The organism is Rhodococcoides kyotonense (genome assembly GCF_900188125.1).
Taxonomy (GTDB): domain Bacteria; phylum Actinomycetota; class Actinomycetes; order Mycobacteriales; family Mycobacteriaceae; genus Rhodococcoides; species Rhodococcoides kyotonense.
Genome location: NZ_FZOW01000046.1, coordinates 1 through 1,313 on the forward strand (window position 1 = coordinate 1; position 1,313 = coordinate 1,313).

At 63.0% G+C, this 1,313-nt stretch carries 1 protein-coding gene; it reads left to right on the forward strand.

All coding sequences use genetic code 11. The features are described from left to right. Positions 1-233 precede the first annotated feature (233 nt). Entirely contained in the window at positions 234-1,292 is a 1,059-nt protein-coding gene (locus tag CHB96_RS29305) for an IS110 family RNA-guided transposase (RefSeq protein WP_089253015.1), read from the forward strand. The last annotated feature ends 21 nt before the right edge of the window (positions 1,293-1,313 follow it).

The window sequence follows — 1,313 nt, forward strand, 5'->3', positions numbered from 1 at the left end:
CTCAGTGATACTGGAGTTGTTCGTCGATGCAGGAGTTTGACTCGTTTTCGCTCTGACGCCGATGGCTGTCTTCCTCGTGATGTGTCTGCTGCTGCATCGACGGACACGAAGCACACGCAACCGGTGGGGCGGAGTGACTTGATAGGAGCCTGACCAAAGAGTCCCGTCACTGTGTTGTCCGCCGCCTCCGGCCGGTGCGTGGTCACCTCACGAAGGGATAACCAGTGTCCAGCATGACCGAAAACCCACCCGATGTCAGCCTCGCCGTGTTCGTCGGTATCGACACTCACAAAGACACCCACCACGCCGCGATCATCGACCACCTCGGCCGCGACATCGCCGACCGCGAGTTCGCCGCCACCGCCGCCGGCCACCGCGACCTACTGGCGTGGCTCGACGGTGTCGGCACCATCGCACGCATCGGTGTCGAAGGCACCGGCAGTTACGGCTCCGGGGTCACCGCGACTCTGCAGAAGGCGGGTTTCGAGGTCGTCGATGTCGACCGCACCGACCGCCACTCACGCAGGTTTCACGGCAAGTCCGACCCTCTCGACGCCTACAGTGCTGCCCGGTTGGCTGCGTCGGGTATCGCCCGCACCGTCCCGAAAGCACACGATGGGGATGTCGAAGCAATTCGCTTCCTGCACAACGCTCGTCGCTCCGCGGTCAAGTCCCGTGCCGAGGCGATCACCGCACTGAAATCAGCTGTGGTGAACGCACCCGAGACGATCCGCGAGCAGCTGCGTGATCTGACCACAGCGGCTCTGGTCGATGCCTGCGCGCGGCTCTCCCGCACCAAGGTCAAGCCCGGTGCAGTCAACGCTGCAGTCTCGGCCGCGCTGCGCTCGATCGCACACCGGATCCGCGCCTTCGACAAAGAAATCACCGCCCTCGACAAAGACCTGAAAGTCCTCGTCGACGCCACCGCCGGCGACCTCGTCGAACGTTTCGGGGTGGGCTACGAGACCGCAGCGCAACTGTTGATCACCGTCGGCGACAACCCCGAACGTATCTCCACCGAAGCCGCATTCGCCAGCCTCTGCGGAGTCGCACCGATCCCCGCATCCTCGGGCAAGAACAACCGGCATCGACTCAACCGCGGCGGCAACCGGCAAGCCAACCGAGCACTACATATCATCGTCCTGGCCCGCTTGAAACGAGACCCACGAACCCAGGCATACCGGGACCGACGACTCGCCGAAGGCAAAACCCCACGCGAAATCATTCGCTGCCTCAAACGAGCCGTCGCCCGCGAAATGTTTCAGCTCCTGACCCGAAAAATCACTACTTGACAGTCATAGGAGCATCACGAG